The sequence below is a fragment of the Streptomyces sp. NPDC018031 genome (assembly GCF_044327625.1).
Lineage (GTDB): Bacteria > Actinomycetota > Actinomycetes > Streptomycetales > Streptomycetaceae > Streptomyces.
This window is the reverse complement of sequence record NZ_JBIRFT010000004.1, coordinates 100,614-116,703: the sequence shown is the minus strand read 5'-3', so window position 1 is coordinate 116,703 and position 16,090 is coordinate 100,614. Positions and strand designations below refer to the sequence as shown.

The following is a 16,090-nucleotide window of genomic DNA, read 5'->3' as shown; positions in this document are numbered from 1 at the left end:
ATTCTGTCGTATCGACAGTGTGCTGTCAATATCCGTCCTCCGGGACCCGACACCGTGCCCAGCGACGTGTGCGAAGCCATACAGGTTGGCGGTGCCCGCGGCTCACACCGACTCCGTACGCTGATCGGACCGTCCACAAGCGATCGAGGTGCGACCCCGTGACCGTTACGCCCCAGTCCCCTGACCCGGCCGCAGGCGCCGCCGTCAAGGCCGCCGACCGCGCGCACGTCTTCCACTCCTGGTCCGCCCAGGGGCTGATCGACCCGCTCGCCGTCGCGGGCGCCGAAGGCTCCTACTTCTGGGACTACGACGGGAACCGCTACCTCGACTTCTCGTGCCAGTTGGTGAACACCAACATCGGCCACCAGCACCCGAAGGTCGTCGCCGCGATCCAGGAGCAGGCGGCGAAGCTGTGCACCCTGGCGCCCGGCTTCGCGGTGGACGTGCGGTCCGAGGCCGCCCGGCTGATCGCCGAACGCACCCCCGGCGACCTCGACAAGATCTTCTTCACCAACGGCGGCGCCGAGGCGGTGGAGAACGCGGTGCGGATGGCCCGGCTGCACACCGGCCGCGCCAAGGTGCTGTCCGCGTACCGCTCGTACCACGGGGCCACCGCCGCCGCCATCAACCTCACCGGCGACCCGCGCCGCTGGGCGTCCGACACCGCCTCGGCCGGCGTGGTGCACTTCTGGGCGCCCTTCCTGTACCGCTCGCCGTTCCACGCGGAGACCGAACAGCAGGAGTGCGAGCGCGCCCTGCGCCACCTCGAGGACACCATCGCCTTCGAGGGCCCGCAGACCATCGCGGCGATCATCCTGGAGACGGTGCCCGGAACCGCCGGGATCATGATGCCGCCGCCCGGCTACCTGGCCGGGGTCCGCGAGATCTGCGACCGGTACGGCATCGTGTACATCCTGGACGAGGTCATGGCGGGCTTCGGCCGCACCGGCCGCTGGTTCGCCGCGGACCACTGGGACGTCACCCCCGACCTGCTGACCTTCGCCAAGGGCGTCAACTCCGGCTACGTCCCGCTCGGCGGCGTCGCGATCTCCGCCGAGATCGCCGCCACCTTCGACCGGCGCCCCTACCCCGGCGGCCTCACCTACTCCGGCCACCCCCTGGCCTGCGCCTCCGCCGTCGCGACGATCAACGCGATGGCCGAGGAGCGGATCGTGGAGAACGCCGCCGAGATCGGCGAGAAGGTCATCGGCCCCGGGCTGCGGGAGATCGCCGAGCGGCACCCCTCGGTGGGCGAGGTGCGCGGCACCGGCGTCTTCTGGGCGGTGGAACTGGTGAAGAACCGCGACACCCGGGAGCCCCTGGTCCCGTACAACGCGGCCGGCGCCGACAACCGGCCGATGGCCGAGTTCGCGGCGGCCTGCAAGGAGCGCGGTCTGTGGCCGTTCGTGAACATGAACCGTACGCACGTGGTCCCGCCGTGCACCGTCACCGAGGCCGAGGCCAAGGAGGGCCTGGCGATCCTGGACGAGGCGCTCACCGCCGCCGACGCGCACACCGTCTGACCGGGGCGGGCGCCCGGCACCGCACCACCGGCGCCGCCCCGCGGACCACCTGACCTGGGCGCCGTTTTCGGCTGACCTCGGGCGAAGCGGTGTAGACCACACCGTATTCGCCGCGACGGCCCTCGCTTATCGTGAGGCGAGGGCCGTCGTCATTTCCCCGCGACGGCCGTGGCAATTCCACGCGTGAGATGCGGCACGCGGAAGCGTTAAGGAGACGGTCGTCGATGCCCGTGCCCGGCAGCCCGGTCAAGCGCAGCACCCTGCGGCAGCAGATCGCCGACGCGCTGTGCGACGAGGTGCTCTCGGGCAGACTCCCGGCCGGCCGGCAGTTCACCGTCAAGGAGATGGCCGAGCAGTACGGCGTCTCGGCGACCCCGGTCCGCGAGGCGCTCATCGACCTGTGCTCGCAGGGGCTGCTGGACGTCGAGGAACACCGCGGCTTCCGGGTCCACGAGTTCACCCTCGACGACTTCCGCGCCATGGTCGAGGCCCGCTCGCTGATCGTCGAGGGCATCTTCCGGCGCTCCGCGTCGGAGCGGGTGAGCGGCTTCCCCGCACCGGCCCTGGCGTCCGTGCGGCGCCGGGCCGAGGAGGCCGAGCGCGCCGCCCGGCTCGGCGACCTGGACATCCTCATCGGCTACGACCTGCGGTTCTGGCGCGAACTGACCGGCCTGGTCGGCAACCCGTACATCTCCGACTTCCTGCAACGGGTGCGGGTGCAGAGCTGGGTCTTCACCGTTCCCTACCTGCGCCGGGTGGCCGACCTCGCCGGCCTGCTCTGGGCGGACCACGGCCGGCTCACCGACGCGGTGGCCCGGGCCGCCGCGGACGAGGCGGAGGGCATCATCGCGGAGTACAACACGCACTCGCTCGCGCTGGTGGAACGGCTCGCGGGCGCCGGCGCGCCCACCGACGCGCAGCCGGCGGAGGCCGACGGCCCCGCCGACGGCTGACCCGTCCCCGGCGACCGCCTGACCCGTCCCCGGCGACCCGGCCCGCCCTGACGGGCGCTGACCCGTCCCGCCGGCCCCGGCCCGTCCCGGCTGCTCCGACCCGCCCCGGTGGGCGCCGGGACCGCGGGATGTGCCGGGCCGGCGAACCGGGGCAAGCGCCCACGAGCCGTGATGATCCCCGGCGACCGGTGACGAGTCGGAAGCGGGCCGGTCGGCGCACTTCGCGGAGCGTGCGGAGGGCACTACGCTGGCCCGACCACCGCCCACCAGCGGTCCGAGTCGTCTCGCCGACGCTGCCGTCGCCGACCGGCGCCGGCCGCCCGCCGACTGCCCGCCCGCCGACCGTCCCGCCGACCGATCGGTCCGGCGCGCCCGTCCGCCCGCCGCCCGTCGTCCCTCCCCGCCGAACACCGTCCGCTCCGGAACGAGAGTGAGCTCGCGTGGCATGTGACCTCTGGTTGGTCCCGCTCGTCGACGTGCTGTGCCACAGCCCCGACAACCCCTTCGCCGAGGAGATCTCGGCCTACGACAAGGCACTCAGCGCCGCAGGACTCCCCCCGGTACCGGTCTTCGGCTACATGCCGGGACTCTCCGGGGACGTCGCCCCGGTCGCGGGCTTCGACTACGACGCGCTGCACCTGCTGCGGCGCGCCTACCTGCTCCACCTCTGCGGGCTCGCGGTCACCCCGGTCGACGAACTCGGCGGGGACTACGAGCAGTTGCTGGAGATGTTCGAGAGCACCGCCCAGCAGTCCCACCTGGTCTGGCACTACGACCACGCCGGGGCGTACGTCCCGGTGGACTTCCCGGCCCCGCTCTCCAGCGACGAACTCCTCGAAGGCGGCGGCCCGCTGGGATCCAGCCACGGCCTGCTGCGCGAACTCCAGGCGGTGGCACCCGCGCTGGGCATCGACCCGGGGAACCCCCCGGCCGCCCCGGCGCCCCCGGCACGGCCCACCAGCCTGGAGGAGCCGGCCGCCCCGGTGCCCGACGAGGCGGCCCCGTTCGCGCGGGAACGCCATGTCTGGCTCGGCCTGCACGCGGCCGCCACCCGCAGCCTCGGCCAGGGGTCGATGATCATGTTCAGCTGACCGCCGCCCCGGACGCCGACCGCCCCGGACGCCGACCGCCCCGGACACCGGCCGCCGCGCCGCCGGCTGCCGCGCCCGGTCGGCGCGCCGACCGCCCCGCCCGCGGCCCCTGGCGCGCCCGAGCGCCCCCTCGTCTCACCAGCGGGGCGGCTCGGGCGGGCGCTGGCGGGGCATGTTGGGCCGGGTGACCGGCGGCAGCGGGAAGCGTCCGGTGGGCAGCCCCATCTCCGGGCGCGTCCCCCAGGCCGCCACCAGCGACTGGGTGTACAGCGGCGCCGACCCCGACCGGAACTCCACCATCCACCCCGCCGTCTCGTGCCGCACCAGCTCCGCGACGTCCTCGCTGAACCGCCGCAGCAGCGTCAGGCAGCGCTCCGCGGCCTCGCCCGCGGTGCCCTCGGCGGGCCCCAGCACCTCGCGCACGCTCTCCGCCGCCCAGTCGAACTGCAGCGCCTCCAGCCGCCGGTGCACCGCCTGCGCGGTGGCCACGTCCCGCATCCACCCCGAGGTCAGGCCGAAGAACCGGTCGGCCGCCACGCACGCCACCGCCAGCAGCAGGGCCAGGCAGGTCCAGCCCGCGCCGCGGTCCAGCACCCGGTTGAGGTCCAGCAGCGGCAGCGCCGCGCCCACCAGCGCCCCGGCGCCGGCGCCCACCCGCAGCGCGTAGGCGGTGCGCCGCTTCCACACCCGGTCCACCAGGTACCAGTCCGCCACCCGCAGCGCCCCGGCCTCCACCCACTGGTACAGCTCGGCCAGGCGCTCGTCCGGTTCGCCCCAGTCGCCGAGCGGAAAGGGGCGGCCGAGCAGGTCACCCTGCTTCCCGCCGCGGCCCGGCCGAGGGGGTCCCTCGGGTTGCATCTCCGGCTGACTCACCCGTGCGCTCCCTGCTGCGGCTGCGATGGCTGCGACCGGTGCGACGCGCCGGCCCCGAGCCACCTTCCTACCGCCGAACGGTGGGCCATGCCGTCGGAAACCGGGGAAATACGCCTGTAAGTGGTGGCAGATCGTATATAGGAGCACCTCTGGCCGCACCCGGAATCTCACCCGAAAGAGGACAGCGTCCGGCGCCGGCTCCGGACCGTCCTCCCGGTCCGGCCGCGAAGCGGCGGCGGCAAGGCAATAGGGTGCGTACCGTGAAGGTCCTCGTCATCGGCGGCGGCGCCCGCGAACACGCCCTGTGCCGCTCCCTCTCCCTCGATCCCGACGTCACCGAGCTGCACTGCGCCCCCGGCAACGCCGGCATCGCGGAGGTGGCGCGGCTGCACCCGGTGGACATCCTCGACGGCGCCGCCGTCGCCGACCTCGCCGCCGGGCTGGCGGCCGACCTGGTGGTGGTCGGCCCGGAGGCCCCGCTGGTGGCCGGGGTCGCCGACGCGGTCCGCGACCGGGGCATCCCGGTCTTCGGCCCCTCCGCCGAGGCGGCCGTGCTGGAGGGCTCCAAGGCGTTCGCCAAGGACGTGATGGCCGCCGCCGGGGTCCCGACCGCCCGGTCCTACGTCTGCGCCACCCCCGAGGAGATCGACGAGGCCCTGGACGCCTTCGGCGCCCCGTACGTGGTCAAGGACGACGGGCTGGCGGCGGGCAAGGGCGTCGTGGTCACCGGTGACGTCGACGCCGCCCGCGCGCACGCGCTCGGCTGCGACCAGGTGGTCATCGAGGAGTTCCTGGACGGCCCCGAGGTGTCGCTGTTCGCGATCACCGACGGGGAGACGGTCGTGCCGCTCCAGCCCGCGCAGGACTTCAAGCGCGCGCACGACGCCGACGAAGGCCCCAACACCGGCGGCATGGGCGCCTACTCCCCGCTGCCCTGGGCCGACCCGCGGCTGGTCGAGGAGGTGCTGGAGACCGTTCTGCAGCCCACCGTGGACGAGCTGCGCCGCCGCGGCACGCCGTTCTCCGGCCTGCTGTACGCGGGCCTGGCGATCACCTCGCGCGGCGTGCGGGTGATCGAGTTCAACGCGCGCTTCGGCGACCCGGAGACCCAGGTGGTGCTGGCCCGCCTCAAGACGCCGCTGGCCGGGGTGCTGCTCGCCGCCGCCACCGGCGACCTGGCCGCCCAGCCACCGCTGCGCTGGAGCGACGGCGCCGCGGTGACGGTGGTCGTCGCCTCGCACAACTACCCGGACACCCCCCGCACCGGCGACCCGATCAGCGGCCTGGACGAGGTCGCCGAGGCCGACGCCCCCACCGCGTACGTGCTGCACGCCGGTACCCGGCGGGACCCGGACAGCGGCCAGGTGGTCAGCGCGGGCGGCCGGGTGCTGTCGGTCACCGCCACCGGACCGGACCTGTCCACCGCGCGTGACCGGGCCTACCGCGCGGTCTCCCGCATCTCGCTGCCCGGCTCCCACCACCGCACGGACATCGCGGCGAAGGCCGCCTCCGGCTGATCCGCGGGGTGCCGCCGCCCGCCTGCCGCCCATCCGGCGGCACCGGCGGCGGTGGCCGGCCGGTGCCCCGGCCGGCCGCACCGGTACCGGGCCCGCCCTCGGCCCGCCCCCTCCGGGCCCCGGCCGGACCCGCCGGGCCGGTCCGGACGCCCGCGCGCCGCTCGACGTCAGCCGTCTGCCACGCCCGAGTGGCCCCGATGGTTGCCCGGGCGCGGGCAAGGCCATTCCATCGAGTGAGCCCTTCGCCATCCTGCTGACGGGGGCCGCGCCCCCAACTAAGGTGCCGCCCAGATGCGCTGCGGCAACTGGCCCACCGGCATTGCGGTGCCGGTGACCGGTGTGACAGTGGGGGGAGTACGAAGCAACGCCGCCGGCGTCCGCTGTCCCCACATGGCAGCGCAGTAGGGGGTGTCAGACTCGTGGCAGGTCAGGAAGCAGGTGCACACGCGGCACGCGCCCGCGCGCTCGCGGTGCTGCGCATCCGCGGCACCGCGCTGGCAGTCGCTCTCCTCCCCGCGGCCATCGCGGTCGTGCTGCTCGTCGGCAGCGCCACCGGGCGGATCGGCGGCGGGGACGGCGCGGGATGGGCGGCCGTGCGCTGGGCGGTGACCGGCACCGCCGTGGTGGTCCTGCTGCTCGCCGCCACCGTCGCCGCGGTCGTCGTACGGGCCAGGCCCGCGCTCAGCCCCACCGTGTCCATCCCCGAGGAGGCCGCCCCCGACCTGTACCGGCTGGTCCGGGAGCTGGCCGACCGGCTGGACGTCCCCGCGCCGTCCGCCATAGCGCTGACCCCGGACTGCGACAGCTGGCTGGAGGACCGTACGCACCGCGCGCACCGGGCGGCACGGCCGGACCCGGAGCCCGCCACCAGGCGCGCGGCGGGTTCCGGGCCGGCCACCCGGCGGGCCGCGCGGCGACGGGCCTCCCGGGCCCCGGTCCTGGTCATCGGGTCGCCGTTCCTGTGGTGGATGCGCGTCCCCGAGCTGCGCGCGCTGCTCGCCCCGGTGGTGGCCGGCACCGGCCCGTCCGCCCATCCGGACATAGCCGCCGCCCGCCGCTTCGTCCGCGGACTCGACGCCGCGGTCGCCGTGACGTCCGGGGACGCCCCGGGCACCGGTCGCTCGCTCGGCCGGGCGCTGCGCCGCCCCGCCGACGCCTTCATCGGCTGGACCGCCAGACTGCTGCTGCGCCGCTGCCGCCGGCACGCCGAGGAAATGGAGCGCGCGGTGGCCGCCGCCGCCTCCGAACGCGCCCAGAACGTCGACTACGGCCTGCGGATCGTCGCCCAGGAGCAGGTCGGCCTCGCCTACGCGGGCTGGGACCGGCTGCTGACCCGGGTCGCGCTGCCGGCCTGGCGGATGGGCCGCTGGCCGTCCCGGCTGGACGCCGGGGTGGTCGCCGCGCTCACCGAGCTGTCCCGCCGCGACCGGCTCGCCGAGGGCTTCGCCTCCCGCCTCGGCGAGCGGCCCGCCTGCGACCTGCTGGACGAGCCGGGTCTGATCGACGAGGCCACCTCGCTGCTGGCCGCCCGGCTGTTCCACGGCGGTCCTCCGGAGCCCGGGCCGACGTGGGCCCCGGTCGGCTGGGACGACTACCCGGAGCAGGTGGTGGACCGCAAGTGGCGCCTGGAGGCCGCCCGGCTGCTCAGGGTGCTCGACGCGCTGCCCCGCGCCGCGGCACGGCGGCCGGCCCCGCACCCGGCCGACCGGACCGGCGCCGCCGCGGCGCCGCGCGACTTCGCCGGACGTGACCCGGGCCGCGGTGACCTCGCCGCCCGCGCCCTGCTCGGCGAGGAACCGGACGGTGACCGGCCGCCCGGCGGGCTCGTCGCCGGACCCACGCTCTCCCGGGTCATGGACCGGTTCAGCCGCTCCGCTCCCGGCGGGGCGCTCGGCGAGGAACTGGCGGCGCTGCTCACCGCGGAACTGGCCCGCGAGGGCGCGGGCCGGGGCGCGCCTGCCGAGGCCGGGCAGGACGGCGGGCACGACCGCGCCGCCGGCCCCGGCGGGGCGAACGGCGGCCCGGGCGACGGGCCCGTCCCCGCCGGCGATGCCCCGGCCGAGACATGGACCGACGGATTCGCCCCGCTCGTACCGCTCCAGCCGCCCCGTACCGGTCGGGAGCTCCTGGCCGACCACGTGGCGGCGATGGTGTGCTGCGCCGCCGTGGACACCGCGGGAGCGACCCCCGGCCTCGACTGGCTGGACGGTCCGGTGCTGCTGGTGGGCGGCCGCCGCGCCGCGGACCTGGCGGTTCCGGTCCTGAGCCTGGTGGAGGACGGTGACGCCGCACCGCTGCGGGCCTGGCTGGGGGAGGCCGGGGTCCGCTCCGAGAAGCCGGTGCGGCTGGTGTGACCACCCGCGGCCGGACCGGGCCGCCGAACCACGCCGGGGCCGGATCGGCCGCCCCGCGCCCGGGCGGGGACCGAGGCGGGTGCCGGGCCCCGAACCGGCCCGCCCGGGCGAGTGCCGGGCCCGTATCGACCCGGGCGCCGGGGTTGTCCCGTACCGGCTACCGGGCGGCGGCGCCGGGGGCCCGAACGGTCGCGGTGCGTCGCGATCGAAAGAGAAGCAAGTGATCCGACTCGGTCATCGTGACCCGAGTGGCCCAGGAGGCGTTACGGAACCCGTCCGGGAAAGTCCGGTCCCGCCAATTCGCGACGAACAGTGACGGAGTGCGTGCGTTATGTGATGTGCTGTAGTCCACCAATGTCACCGGCCTGAACAGAACGGCGAACGCCTCAGGGGGTGACCGCGGCAGGCGGAGCGAGAGCCGGCCGTCGGGGGAGTCAGGGAGGGGAGCACGTGGTGACCGAGCAGATCCGGCGCTGGGAGTCGGGTGCACTCGCGCACGGGGTGACCGACCCGTTCGGCCAGGGGCCGCTGCCGTGGCTGCGGGGCAGCGAGAACTACTTCGACGACACCGGCCACGTGGTGCCCTGGTACGTCGACCTCGACGGCCCCGGAGCGGCCGCCGTCGCCCGCGGACACGGACACGGCCCACGCACCGCCGACGACGTCCACCGCCAGATCAAGGGCTTCACCTCCACCCCGGCCGCCGCCCCCGGCGAGGCGATCGACTTCCGGATCACCGTCGACCCGCCCCAGCAGTTCGGCGTGGACATCTACCGCATCGGCCACTACGGCGGCGACGGAGCCGCGAAGATCACCAACAGCCCGCGGCTGTCCGGCATCGTGCAGCCACCGCCGCTCACCGCCGACCGCACCGTCTCCTGCCACCACTGGTGGCTGTCCTGGCGGCTGCAGATCCCCACCTACTGGAACATCGGCGCGTACGTCGCGGTGCTCACCACGGCCGACGGCTACCGCAGCCACATCCCCTTCACGGTCCGCGACGACCACCCCGCCGACCTGCTGCTGGTCCTCCCGGACATCACCTGGCAGGCGTACAACCTGTACCCCGAGGACGGCCGTACCGGCGCCAGCCTCTACCACGCCTGGGACGAGCGGGGCCGCCTCCTCGGCGAGCAGGACGCGGCGGTCACGGTCTCCTTCGAGCGGCCGTACGCGGGCGCCGGACTGCCGCTGCACGTCGGCCACGCCTACGACTTCATCCGCTGGGCGGAACGGTACGGCTACGACCTCGGCTACGCCGACACCCGCGACCTGCACGCCGGACGGGTGGACCCCACCCGCTACCGCGGCCTGGTCTTCCCCGGCCACGACGAGTACTGGTCGGTGCCGATGCGCCGGACCGTCGAACACGCCCGGGACAGCGGCACCTCGCTGGTCTTCCTCTCCGCGAACACCATGTACTGGCAGGTGGAGCTCGCCCCCTCCCCGGCCGGTGCCGACCGGCTGCTCACCTGCCGCAAACGCCGGGGCCCGGGCCGCTCCGCGCTGTGGCGCGAGACCCCGGCACCCGAGCAGGAGCTGATCGGCATCCAGTACGCCGGACGGGTCCCCGAACCGCACCCGATGGTGGTGCGCAACGCCGACCACTGGCTGTGGGAGGCCACCGGGGCCCGGGAAGGCGACGAACTCCCCGGGATGGTGGCCGGCGAGGCCGACCGCTACTTCCCGCGCACCACGCTGCCCGAGCACACCCGGCGGATCCTGCTCGCCCACTCGCCGTACACCGACGGGGACGGTGCCACCCGGCACCAGGAGACCTCGCTGTACCGGGCGCCCAGCGACGCGCTGGTCTTCGCCGCGGGCACGTTCGCCTGGTCCCCGGCGCTCGACCGGCCCGGACACGTCGACGAACGCATCCAGCGGGCCACCGCCAACCTGCTGGACCGGATCTGCAAACGGGACTGATCCGACGGGCCCGGCGCGCCGACCCTGCGTACGGACCCTCCGCCCGGTAAGGGACAATCGGGGGACTTGGCCGAAACCCCCAGGAGGATCCGTGTCCGGATTCGTAGAGAAGCCCGAACCTGTGGAGGTTCCGGGACTCGAGCACCTGCACACCGGTAAGGTGCGCGACCTCTACCGCAACCAGGACGGCGATCTCGTCATGGTCGCCAGCGACCGGACGTCCGCGTACGACTGGGTGCTGCCCACCGAGATCCCCGACAAGGGCCGGGTGCTCACCCAGCTCTCCCTGTGGTGGTTCGACCAGCTCGCCGACCTGGTGCCCGGCCATGTGCTGTCCACCGAGCTGCCCGAGGGCGCCCCGGCCGACTGGGCCGGTCGCACCATGATCTGCAAGCCGCTGCGGATGCTGCCGGTCGAGTGCGTGGCCCGCGGCTACCTCACCGGCTCCGGGCTCGCCGAGTACGACAAGGACCGCACGGTCTGCGGTCTCGCCCTGCCGGAGGGCCTGGTCGACGGCTCCGAGCTGCCCTCGCCGATCTTCACCCCGGCGGCCAAGGCCGAGGTCGGCGAGCACGACGAGAACGTCTCCTACGAGGAGGTGGCCCGCCAGGTCGGCGCGGAGACCGCGGCGGTGCTCCGGCAGATCACCCTCGCCGTCTACTCGCGGGCCCGCGACATCGCCCGCGACCGCGGCATCATCCTCGCCGACACCAAGTTCGAGTTCGGCTACGCGGGGGAGCAGCTGACCCTCGCCGACGAGGTACTGACGCCGGACTCCTCCCGCTTCTGGCCCGCCGACCAGTGGGAGCCGGGCCGCCCCCAGCAGTCCTTCGACAAGCAGTTCGTCCGCAACTGGCTGGACTCCCCGGCCTCCGGCTGGGACCGCCGCGGCGAACTGCCGCCGCCGCCGCTCCCGGACGAGATCGTCGAGCAGACCCGCGCCAAGTACACCGAGGCGTACGAGCGGCTCACCGGAGTCCGCTGGTCCTGAACGACACCGGCGCCATGGCGGCGGGGCCGGCGCCCCGCCGCCATGGCGCCGGCCCCGCGACGCGATGTCCTTCCGGGATATCCGAGGTGTCGCCCGTATCCGGGGTCCCGTATCCGTCGCCCGTATCCCGGGTGTCGCCCGTATCCGGGGTGCCCCGGGTGTCGCCGGAAACGCCGAAGGGCCCCGGTCACCGACCGGGGCCCTTCCTTCGCTGAGCGGACGACGAGGCTCGAACTCGCGACCTCAACCTTGGCAAGGTTGCGCTCTACCAACTGAGCTACGTCCGCATGCCCCGCACGTTTCCGCGCGGTGCGAAGTCCACTATAGCCAACCTCGCTCGCGGGCGAGGCGCGCGGCGGCATGCCGATTGTCCGCTCCGAGCTTCGCGGTGGCCGAGGAGAGGTAGTTGCGGACCGTGCCCTGGGTGAGCGAGACCCGCTCGGCGATCTCCGCGATCGGGGCGCCGCCTTCCGCCAGCTCCAGCAGTTCCGCCTCCCGCCCGCTCAGTGGCGAGTCCCCGGCGCTTATCGCGTCGGCCGCCAACTCCGGGTCCACATAGCGGCTTCCGCCGTGCACGGTCCGGATGATCTCCGCGAGCCGCTGGGCCGAGACGGTCTTCGGAACGAACCCGCGCACCCCGGCGGCCAGCGCCCGCTTCAGGTGCCCGGGGCGGCCGTGACTGGTCACGATCAACGCCCGGCAGCCGGGCAGCTCCGCCCTGAGGGATGTGGCCACCGCCACACCGTCCGCGCCCGGCATCTGCAGATCCAGCACCGCCACGTCGGGCCGGTGCATCCGGGCCATGGCCAGCGCCTCCGGCCCGGACGCGGCCTCCGCGACGACCCGCAGATCGTCCTCCAGGGCCAGCAGCGCCGCGAGCGCGCCCCGGATTAGATGCTCGTCGTCGGCCAGCAGCACCCGCACCGGGGTGCCCGCCGGCTGTTCCGCCACCCGTCCCGTCACCGCTCCGCTCCCGTCGTCCCGACCGCTGCCTTCACCGGGGTGCCCGCCCGCCCGGTCGTCAGCGGCACCTCCGCCGTCAGCCGGAAGCGCCCGGAGCCGGCCTCCGCGGTGACCGTGCCGCCCAGGGCGGCCAGCCGCTCACGCAACCCCGCGATGCCGCTGCCGCCGCCCGCCGCGGGATCGGCCGTCGCGGCCACCCCGTCGTTCTCCATCTCCAGCACCGCGGTGCCGGAGACGCTCAGCCGGACCGTGCACCGCCGCGCCTCCGCGTGCCGCAGCACATTGGTCGTGCCCTCCCGGACGACCCAGGCCAGCGAGGACTGCACATCGGACGGCAGCTCCACCACCCGGTCACCCCGGTCACCCCGGTCACCCCGGTCACCCCGGTCACCCCGGTCGCCCCGGTCGCCCCGGCCGCCGTGGTCGTCGTCGATACGGCAGTCCACACCGGCCGCCCGGAGCACCGAACGCGCCCCCACCAACTCGGTGTGCAGATCGGCCTCCCGGTAGCCGCGCACCACATCGCGGACCTCCCGCTGGGAGTCCTGGGCTATTCGCTGCACCTCGGTCATCTGGTCCACCGCGGAGGGCGAGCCCCGGCGGGCCAACTGCACCGCCAGCTCGCTCTTGAGCGCGATCACCGCGAGATTGCGGCCGAGCACATCGTGCATGTCCCGGCCGAAGCGCAGCCGCTCCTCCGCGACGGCCAGCCGAGACTGCACGCTCCTGGTCGCGTCCAGCTCCCACATCACGGAGAGCACCCAGGCCGAGCACCGCACGGTGAAGGCGATCCAGCTGGTGACGACGAGCATTGCCAGGAAGGTCGCCAGGACGACCTGGACCTCGGAGCCGATCGCCGCCAGCCCCGCCGATGCCCCCGCGGCCACCAGCACCTGGGTGCCGATCGCGGTACGCACCCGGACCATCAGCACCTGCGGGCCGAGGAACGGCGCGGTGGCGGCGGTCAGCAGCGCGGCCATGACCCCCTCGTTCTGCAGGCCGGCCACCCAGGCCAGGGCGAGCGCCCAGCCGACCGTGCCGATCATCAGGGCGATGCCGGTGACGGTCTGCCGACGGCTCACCGTCCCGGTGCGCAGGTACTGGTTGAGCGCACTGCGCGTGAGCGCGGTACTGGACAGCCCCTGCGCCAGCGCGAGCGCACCGACCAGGCACAGCAGCGGCAGCGGCGCATCCGACCGCCGCACCGTCCTGGTGACGAGGGAGAGGACGGCAGAGATCGGTTCCAGCCAGGCGAAGGAGTACAGCGTCCAGCGCGTGTACAGGTCGACCTGCGCGAGCCTGCTCCTGTTCCGCCATCTCCGTCTGGCCACGCCCCGGACCTCCGTTGCTCAACGCCGCGGCTCCCACCGGAACCACCGTCGTACAGCAAACACTGCCAAACCCGTCCAGGCCACCATCGTGATCAAGTCCGTCGGAGTCTCTCCGGTGGGGCCCGTCCAGCCCGCCCGTATGAGTGCGATCACCGGGCTCAGCGGTAGTACCTCGCAGGCCGTGGCGACCCGGTCCGGCAGCAGTTCCAGCGGGACGAACAGGCCCGAGCCGAGCATCGACACCATCAGCAGGGGCGCCACGCTCAGCTGGGCGCTCTCCGCGGACCGCGTCACCCCCGCCGTGGCCGCCGCCAGCGCCACCAGCATCACCGTGCCGCCCGCCAGACCGGCCAAGGCCAGGTGGGGTGCCTCCGGCGCCGGGACGTCGAGCAGCAGGACGCCGCCGGCCGCGACCAGCAGGCACTGGGCCAGGGCGACCACCACCGACGGCAGCGCCGTACCGGCGAGGATCTCCCGGTCGTCGAGCTCCCCGCAGCGCAGTCGCTTGAGGACCAGTTCTTCACGCCGCACCACGTAGACCGGCACGAGGTTGGCGTAGACCGCGAAGATCAGCACGAAGCCGAGTGCGCTCGGCACGAGCACCGCGCCGGTGGAGAGCCCGGCGTCCGCGAGGTCCATGCCGCCGAGCCAGGACTTCACCGTGACCGTGAACGCCACCGGCATCACCAGGGCGGTGAACAGCGGCACCTTGCTCCGGCCCAGCAGCGTCAGCTCGGCCCGCGCCAGCGCGGCCAGACGGTCCCGGCGGCGGCTCCCCGTGCCGGGGCCGCGGGTTCCGCGCGTCCGCTCCCCCAGGGTCAGGCCGCTCATGCCCGACCTCCCGCCGGGGCACCCGGGGCCGCCATCTCGCCTGGAGCCGCCGTGCGGTCCGCGGGAGGCTCCGCGGGCGTCCGGGTGGCGGCGATGGCGAGGAAGGCTTCCTCCAGGGACGCCGAACGGGCGTCCAGCCCCTCCAGCTCCACCCCGGTATCCCGTGCCCAGACCAGCAATCCGGTGGCGGTGCGCTGGAGATCGTCCGTCCGCAGCCGCACCAGCCGGCCGGCGGTCTCGTGCCCGAGGACACCCAGCGGGGCGAGCGGCGGCAGGTCGCCGAGGAAGAAGCCCTCCGGGAGCCGGAAGGAGAGCCGGGAGGGATACCGGGCGACCACGTCCGCCACCCGGCCCGAGGCGGCCGTGCGCCCCTCGTGCAGGATGGTCAGCCGGTCGGCCAGCTCCTCGGCCTCCTCGAGGTAGTGGGTGGTCAGCAGCACCGTGGTGCCGCTGTCGCGCAATGAGCGCACCAGCGCCCAGGTCTCCCGGCGTCCCTCCGCGTCCAGCCCGGTGGTCGGCTCGTCCAGGAAGAGCACTTCGGGCCGCCCCAGGACCGCCAGCGCCAGATCGAGCCGGCGCCGCTCACCTCCGGAGAGCTGTTTCACCCGCACGTCCCGCCGGGGGCCGAGCCCCACCATCTCCAGCGCCTCGGCGGCCGGGCGGGCACCGCTGGTGCAGCCCGCCCACATCCGTATCGTCTCGGTCACCGTCAGCTCGGACGGAAATCCGCCTTCCTGCAGCATCACCCCGGTGCGCGGCCGGACCAGGGAACGTTCGCGGAACGGATCGCGGCCCAGCACCCGGACCGACCCCTCGGCGGGCCGGGCCAGCCCCTCCAGCAGTTCCACGGTGGAGGTCTTGCCCGCGCCGTTCGTGCCGAGCAGGGCGAACAACTCACCACGCGCCACCGAGAACGAGACACCCCGCACGGCCGCGAAACCGCCGGCATAGCGGCGCCAGACCTCGGTGGCCTCGATCACACTCTCGCCGTTTTCCATGGCTCCAGCGTCCGGCCCGACAAGGCCGCGGGGCAGTGCGCCCTGTCATCGCCTCTCATGACGAATGTCATGTGTGCGCATATACGCAAAAGGCCCCGGTCGTGAAGACCGGGGCCTTTTGTTCTGAGCGGACGACGAGATTCGAACTCGCGACCCTCACCTTGGCAAGGTGATGCTCTACCAACTGAGCCACGTCCGCATGCCTCCGACCGGCTTTCACCGGGCGGTGCGAACACCACTGTACCTGATCCACCGAAGTGGTCGGTAAGTGATGAGAGCGGGTGACAGGGATCGCACACTGCGCCTCCCCCTTGGAAAGGGGGCGCTCTACTACTGAGCTACACCCGCATGTTCCTCGGGGCTTTGCCTTTCGGCCTCGCCCCTCGGCGTGCTCCAGACTCTAGCGGATCACCAGGGGTGTTGTGCAACTCGGCCGGAGCGGCGACCGATCCGGGCCCCGGGCCGCCCCGCTCGACGCGGGGGCGCTCCGCGACGGGGCCGGCGGTGGGGCGTGACCGGTCGGGGGTTCGCCGCGGGGACGCCCGGAGTTGGCCGGCGGGCCGTGTCGCGTTCGCCACGGGGGTGGTCCCGGCCGGCTCCCGGACGCGCGCCGGCGCCACCCCCGGGGCGTGCGGCGCGCGGCCACACGGCACGGGAGCCCGCCGCGGCCCGTGCGGGGTCTGCCGCCCATGTGCCGGTCCGCGGCCCGTGCCGGTCTGCCGCTCTGCCGCCCGTTTCG

Annotated in this window: 12 protein-coding genes and 3 tRNA genes; 7 read left to right on the top strand and 8 right to left on the bottom strand. The window is 74.4% G+C overall.

Features of this window, described 5'->3' with window-relative positions:
* Positions 1-158: 158 nt before the first annotated feature.
* The 3 genes from ACH4B3_RS12835 to ACH4B3_RS12825 all read left to right on the top strand — a co-directional run bounded on the left by ACH4B3_RS12835 (position 159) and on the right by ACH4B3_RS12825 (position 3,567).
* Positions 159-1,523, top strand: coding sequence for an aspartate aminotransferase family protein (locus ACH4B3_RS12835; protein WP_398462841.1), 1,365 nt, complete (start codon positions 159-161; stop codon positions 1,521-1,523).
* A gap of 224 nt (positions 1,524-1,747) precedes the next feature.
* Positions 1,748-2,476 carry a GntR family transcriptional regulator gene (locus ACH4B3_RS12830; protein WP_398462840.1) on the top strand — a complete coding sequence of 243 codons (729 nt, stop codon included), beginning with the start codon at positions 1,748-1,750 and terminating at the stop codon, positions 2,474-2,476.
* A 440-nt stretch (positions 2,477-2,916) separates the two neighbouring features.
* Positions 2,917-3,567 carry a hypothetical protein gene (locus tag ACH4B3_RS12825; protein ID WP_398462839.1) on the top strand — a complete coding sequence of 217 codons (651 nt, stop codon included), beginning with the start codon at positions 2,917-2,919 and terminating at the stop codon, positions 3,565-3,567.
* A 135-nt stretch (positions 3,568-3,702) separates the two neighbouring features.
* Here the strand turns inward: ACH4B3_RS12825 and ACH4B3_RS12820 are convergent, their stop codons facing one another.
* Positions 3,703-4,425: an SLATT domain-containing protein gene (locus tag ACH4B3_RS12820; RefSeq protein WP_398463161.1), complete on the bottom strand. Its 723-nt coding sequence runs from the start codon at positions 4,423-4,425 to the stop codon at positions 3,703-3,705.
* Between the two features lie 275 nt (positions 4,426-4,700).
* Here ACH4B3_RS12820 and purD point away from each other — a divergent pair, with 275 nt between their 5' ends.
* The 4 genes from purD to ACH4B3_RS12800 all read left to right on the top strand — a co-directional run bounded on the left by purD (position 4,701) and on the right by ACH4B3_RS12800 (position 11,228).
* Positions 4,701-5,957, top strand: coding sequence for a phosphoribosylamine--glycine ligase (gene purD, locus ACH4B3_RS12815; protein ID WP_398462838.1), 1,257 nt, complete (start codon positions 4,701-4,703; stop codon positions 5,955-5,957).
* Positions 5,958-6,376: 419 nt separating this feature from the next.
* Positions 6,377-8,311 (top strand): hypothetical protein, encoded by a 1,935-nt coding sequence (locus ACH4B3_RS12810; RefSeq protein WP_398462837.1) that lies wholly within the window; start codon positions 6,377-6,379, stop codon positions 8,309-8,311.
* Between the two features lie 450 nt (positions 8,312-8,761).
* Positions 8,762-10,237, top strand: a complete 1,476-nt coding sequence (locus ACH4B3_RS12805; RefSeq protein ID WP_398462836.1) for a N,N-dimethylformamidase beta subunit family domain-containing protein — start codon at positions 8,762-8,764, stop codon at positions 10,235-10,237.
* Positions 10,238-10,328: 91 nt separating this feature from the next.
* On the top strand, positions 10,329-11,228 hold the full coding sequence (locus ACH4B3_RS12800) for a phosphoribosylaminoimidazolesuccinocarboxamide synthase (RefSeq protein WP_398462835.1): 900 nt from the start codon (positions 10,329-10,331) through the stop codon (positions 11,226-11,228).
* Between the two features lie 214 nt (positions 11,229-11,442).
* On the opposite strand, the gene ACH4B3_RS12795 is transcribed toward ACH4B3_RS12800, so the two are convergent.
* The 7 genes from ACH4B3_RS12795 to ACH4B3_RS12765 form a co-directional block, all read right to left on the bottom strand.
* Positions 11,443-11,515: transfer RNA gene (locus ACH4B3_RS12795), tRNA-Gly, on the bottom strand.
* 34 nt (positions 11,516-11,549) lie between these two features.
* A complete protein-coding gene (locus ACH4B3_RS12790; protein ID WP_398462834.1) occupies positions 11,550-12,191 on the bottom strand; it encodes a response regulator in 642 nt (213 codons plus the stop codon).
* A complete protein-coding gene (locus ACH4B3_RS12785; RefSeq protein WP_398462833.1) occupies positions 12,188-13,522 on the bottom strand; it encodes a sensor histidine kinase in 1,335 nt (444 codons plus the stop codon). The genes ACH4B3_RS12790 and ACH4B3_RS12785 overlap by 4 nt, the downstream gene beginning before the upstream one ends.
* 18 nt (positions 13,523-13,540) lie before the next feature.
* A complete protein-coding gene (locus ACH4B3_RS12780) occupies positions 13,541-14,353 on the bottom strand; it encodes an ABC transporter permease (protein ID WP_398462832.1) in 813 nt (270 codons plus the stop codon).
* Positions 14,350-15,351, bottom strand: a complete 1,002-nt coding sequence (locus tag ACH4B3_RS12775; RefSeq protein WP_398462831.1) for an ABC transporter ATP-binding protein — start codon at positions 15,349-15,351, stop codon at positions 14,350-14,352. The genes ACH4B3_RS12780 and ACH4B3_RS12775 overlap by 4 nt, the downstream gene beginning before the upstream one ends.
* Before the next feature lie 126 nt (positions 15,352-15,477).
* Positions 15,478-15,550: transfer RNA gene (locus ACH4B3_RS12770), tRNA-Gly, on the bottom strand.
* A gap of 77 nt (positions 15,551-15,627) precedes the next feature.
* Positions 15,628-15,699: transfer RNA gene (locus ACH4B3_RS12765), tRNA-Gly, on the bottom strand.
* Positions 15,700-16,090 lie beyond the last annotated feature (391 nt).

Excerpts from the sequence above, each read along its gene's own strand:
- ACH4B3_RS12830 (WP_398462840.1), top strand. The coding sequence starts at position 1,748 with ATGCCCGTGCCCGGCAGCCCGGTCAAGCGCAGCACCCTGCGGCAGCAG.
- ACH4B3_RS12820 (WP_398463161.1), bottom strand. The coding sequence starts at position 4,425 with ATGCAACCCGAGGGACCCCCTCGGCCGGGCCGCGGCGGGAAGCAGGGT.
- ACH4B3_RS12780 (WP_398462832.1), bottom strand. The coding sequence starts at position 14,353 with ATGAGCGGCCTGACCCTGGGGGAGCGGACGCGCGGAACCCGCGGCCCC.
- ACH4B3_RS12775 (WP_398462831.1), bottom strand. The coding sequence starts at position 15,351 with ATGGAAAACGGCGAGAGTGTGATCGAGGCCACCGAGGTCTGGCGCCGC.